We start from the raw sequence: 4,090 nt of genomic DNA on the forward strand, positions 1-4,090 counted from the left end.
GTTTTGAAGAATAAAGATAAAGATAAAAAGAATATGAAAACCGGTGTATATTTATGTGGATGTGGTGGAAATATATCTAAAGTTGTTGACCTGGATAATGTAAAAGAATATGTTGATAAAGAAAAAGATGTTGAAATTACTCAAATTCATACAAACATGTGTTCGGGTGCAGGTCAAAAATTAATAATTGACGACATTAAGAAACATGGTTTAGATAAAATTGTTGTTTCTGCTTGTTCGCCTCAATTTCATGAAAAAACTTTTAGATCTGCGATGGCAAAAGCAGATTTAAATCCACATGTATTAGAAATTGCAAATTTTAGAGAACATTGTTCGTGGCCATTAAAAAAACAACCGGAAATTGCGACAGAGAAGGCAAAAAGTTTAGTTAATGTTGCAATTGATAAAGTATCATTAAATTATCCGCTTGAAAAGAAAATGTTTAAAATGGAAAATAAAGTTTGTGTGATAGGTGCAGGAATTGCAGGAATTCAAGCATCATTAGATTTATCTGCAGCCGGAAAAGATGTTATACTTATAGAAAAAGATCCGACAATTGGTGGAAAGATGACCATTTTATCTAAAACATTTCCAACTGAAGATTGTTCAGCTTGTATTATATCGGCAAAAATGGCAGAGGCGGAGGGTGATCCGAATATAAAAGTTTATACGAATACCAAAATCACAAAAACATCAGGTCATAGATTACATTTTGATATTGAAGCGGAAGTGACTCCAAGATTTGTAATCCCAGATATTAATATGGATATCTGTTTAACTTGTAAAAAATGTGAAGAAGTTTGTCCTGTTTCAGTCCCAAATGAGTGGGAAAAAGGAATTATGGATAGAAAAGCAATTTACACTCCTGCCCCTCTTGCCATTCCATTTAAATATTTAATTGATGAAAAAAATTGCTTACAATTTAAAGATGGTTCCTGTACAAAATGTGCTGATGTGTGTCCTGAAAATTTTATTGATTTTACACAAAAGATGGAGAAAGTGAATTTTACAGTTGATAATATTATTATAGCAACGGGTTTTGATGATATTGATCCAAATATTAAACCAATGTTTAAATATGAAGAACTTGAAAATGTGGTGACAGGATTGGAAATGGAAAGAATTGTTGATCACTGTAACGAAAATCCACCACCAAAAGAGATTGGAAATAAAGTTGCTTTTATACAGTGTGTCGGTTCGAGAGACAAGCAAATTGGTAATGAATATTGTTCTCGAGTATGTTGTATGTATGCTACGAAACAGGCATCATTATTAAAAATGGAGAAGCCGGAAACAGATATTTACATTTTCTATACTGATTTGAGAGCTTATGGAAAGGGATTTGAAGAGTATTACAAACGAGCTCAAGAGATGGGAATAAAATATATTCGTGGAAAAGTTGCAGAGATAAATAAAGACCCACGAAGTTCAAGAATAATTTTAAGAGCAGAAGATACATTATCGAGAAAATTGATAGAGACAGATTTTGATATGATTGTTTTAGCAAATGGAATGCGACCAAATCAGTCAAGTGGAACTGTTTTAGATTCTCTTAAATTGGATAGATCATCAGATGGTTTTGTTAAAGAAGCACATTTAAAATACAGGCCGGTTGATACACTTGTTGAGGGTGTTTTTGTAGCCGGTGCTGCTCAAGGTCCGAAAGATATTCCGGATACAGTAGCCCAAGCAAGTGCGGCGGCAGCAAGATCAATTGGTTCATTAAATCAAAAAGAATTTGAAATAGATCCGATTTTAGCATTTGTGGATTCTGATAAATGTGATGGTTGTGAAGATTGTCTGACTGCTTGTCCTAAAAATGCAATTCAGATGGATAGTAATAATAAGGCAGTTGTTGATGGTGCATTATGTGTTGGTGGCGGTTCTTGTATTGGTTCTTGTCATGCAGAAGCGATTGATCTTAAAGGATATACAAATGAACAAATGTATGCTTCAATAGATGCAATTTTAGAATTGAAAAAGAAAGATGAACATAGAGTAGTATTCTTTGCAGATGATGCCTCTTCATATCGACTTGCCGATATGGTTGGTGTGAGAAAAATGGCTTATGATCATAATGTATATATTATGAGAGTTCCAAGTGGATCTAGAATAACACACAATTTAATTGCTTATGCATTTATAAAAGGTGCTGATGGAGTAATAATTGGTGATAATGTTAAAGATAGTTCTGCATATCCTTGGAGTAAAGAGATATCACTTAAACAGATTGAATTAGTGAATGAAAAATTAAAAAAGTCCGGAATTAAGGGTGATAGAATTTTCTATTCTGAATTAAAATCCGGTATGATACAACAATTTCTTGATGTAGTAAATGGAACTGTTGATACTGTTAAAAAATATCCAAAAATTACTGAAGTTGAAGTAAAGAAATTGGAGGAGTTATAAAATGCCGAAAAAATTATATTTAGATAAACAATCAGTTGACTTTTATGAAAAAGTCAAAGAAATTAGTGGAGAGACCATCACTTTATGTGATCAGTGTGGAACCTGTTCAGGCGGATGTCCTGTGATTGAACAGATGGATATTTCTCCTGCTCAATTAATGAGAATGGTTATGCTTGGCGATAAAGAAGTTATGGACACAAAAACAATGTGGTTATGTGCGACTTGTAATACTTGCACAGTTCGTTGTCCGCGAGAACTTGATGTTTCAAAAGTTGCCGAAGCATTGAGACAAATACGATTAAGACAATCAATTGATCAAGTAAAGATTGATGAAATTCCAAAAGATATATTGAGAGAATTGCCACAGATTGCAGTAGTTGGAGCTTTTAGAAGATTAACTTCATAAATAGAGAGGAATAAATAGATGAAAATACCTTATTATCCGGGATGTACATTAAAATCAGCAGCAAAACATTTTGAAAAATCTGCTATTGAAAGTGCTAAAAAGATAGGAGTTGAATTTGTAGAATTACCACGATGGAATTGTTGTGGAGTTGTTGCATCACTTGCTGATGATGATCTTATGCATCACCTGGCACCAATCAGAAATATGGTTCGTGTATTAGAGATGAATCGCGATGGATTAGTAGAAGACGAAAAACGATTACTAATGTTATGCTCAATGTGCTATAATACATTAAGCAGATCGAATAAACGAGTTAGTGAAAATTCAGAAGATTTAGATGCTATCAATGATTTTATGTATAAAGAAGAGATAGATTATGATGGCAGTGTTGAGACGGTTCACTTTTTGGAAATTATAAAAGAAATCGGATTTGATAAAGTAAAAAAAGCAGTAAAAAAATCATTAAAGAATTTAAAAGTTGCACCATATTACGGATGCATGTTACTCCGACCAAAAGAGGTGGGAATAGATGATCCGGAAACGCCGACAATTTTTGAAAACTTAATAAGTTCACTAACAGCTGAACCAATTAAATGGAACAATTCAAGAAGATGTTGCGGTAGTTTTTTAACTGTGGATAATGCAGATGTTGTGATTGAACTCGGTAGCGATATTTTAGAAGATGCAAAAAATTCAGGTGCTGATATAATTATTACAAGTTGTCCGCTATGTGCTTTTAATCTTGATAACAGACAGAAAAATATAAAAGAAAAATATCCGGATTTTAAAGAGATTCCTGTGGTATATTTTACACAATTGATGGCACTCGCATTTGGTTTGTCGGAAGAGGTGATGGGATTTGATGGAAATTTTATTGATCCGAGAAAATTACTAAAATCAAAAAAATTAATAAAATAGTATGAGGTATAGATAATGAGTGATAAACGAAAGATGTTAAGTGTTTTTATTATGGGTGAAGCACATGAAGTTCCGGAAGGTTCAACAATTCTTACGGCTTTTGAATATGCCGGTTATCAGTTAAAAAAAGGTGTGGGTTGTCGTGAAGGATTTTGTGGAGCTTGTGCTACTGTTTTTAGAGAAAAAGGAAATTATAAATTACAAAGTGGGCTTGCTTGTCAAACAGTTGTGACTGATGGAATGTTGTTGGTACAAATTCCATTTGTTCCTGCAGAAAAACCAATTTACGATATGGATGAAATTACACCTGATATCAATACTATCAAAGAATTATTTCCAACCGTTTCTCGTTGTGTA

The 4,090-nt window shown here is 33.0% G+C and carries 4 protein-coding genes; all 4 read left to right on the top strand.

The genetic code is table 11. The features are described 5' to 3' along the window. Positions 1-2,409 (top strand): FAD-dependent oxidoreductase (locus tag U9R42_04125; GenBank protein MEA3495204.1); only part of this gene is annotated, 2,409 nt, incomplete at its 5' end. Position 2,410: 1 nt separating this feature from the next. Next, positions 2,411-2,815, top strand: a complete 405-nt coding sequence (locus tag U9R42_04130) for a 4Fe-4S dicluster domain-containing protein (protein ID MEA3495205.1) — start codon at positions 2,411-2,413, stop codon at positions 2,813-2,815. A gap of 18 nt (positions 2,816-2,833) precedes the next feature. Continuing rightward, a complete protein-coding gene (locus U9R42_04135) occupies positions 2,834-3,733 on the top strand; it encodes a CoB--CoM heterodisulfide reductase iron-sulfur subunit B family protein (protein MEA3495206.1) in 900 nt (299 codons plus the stop codon). Positions 3,734-3,748: 15 nt separating this feature from the next. Then, a partial coding sequence (locus U9R42_04140) for a 2Fe-2S iron-sulfur cluster binding domain-containing protein (GenBank protein MEA3495207.1) occupies positions 3,749-4,090 on the top strand: 342 nt, incomplete at its 3' end.

Source organism: Bacteroidota bacterium (assembly GCA_034723125.1).
Taxonomy (GTDB): Bacteria; Bacteroidota; Bacteroidia; order CAILMK01; family JAAYUY01; genus JAYEOP01.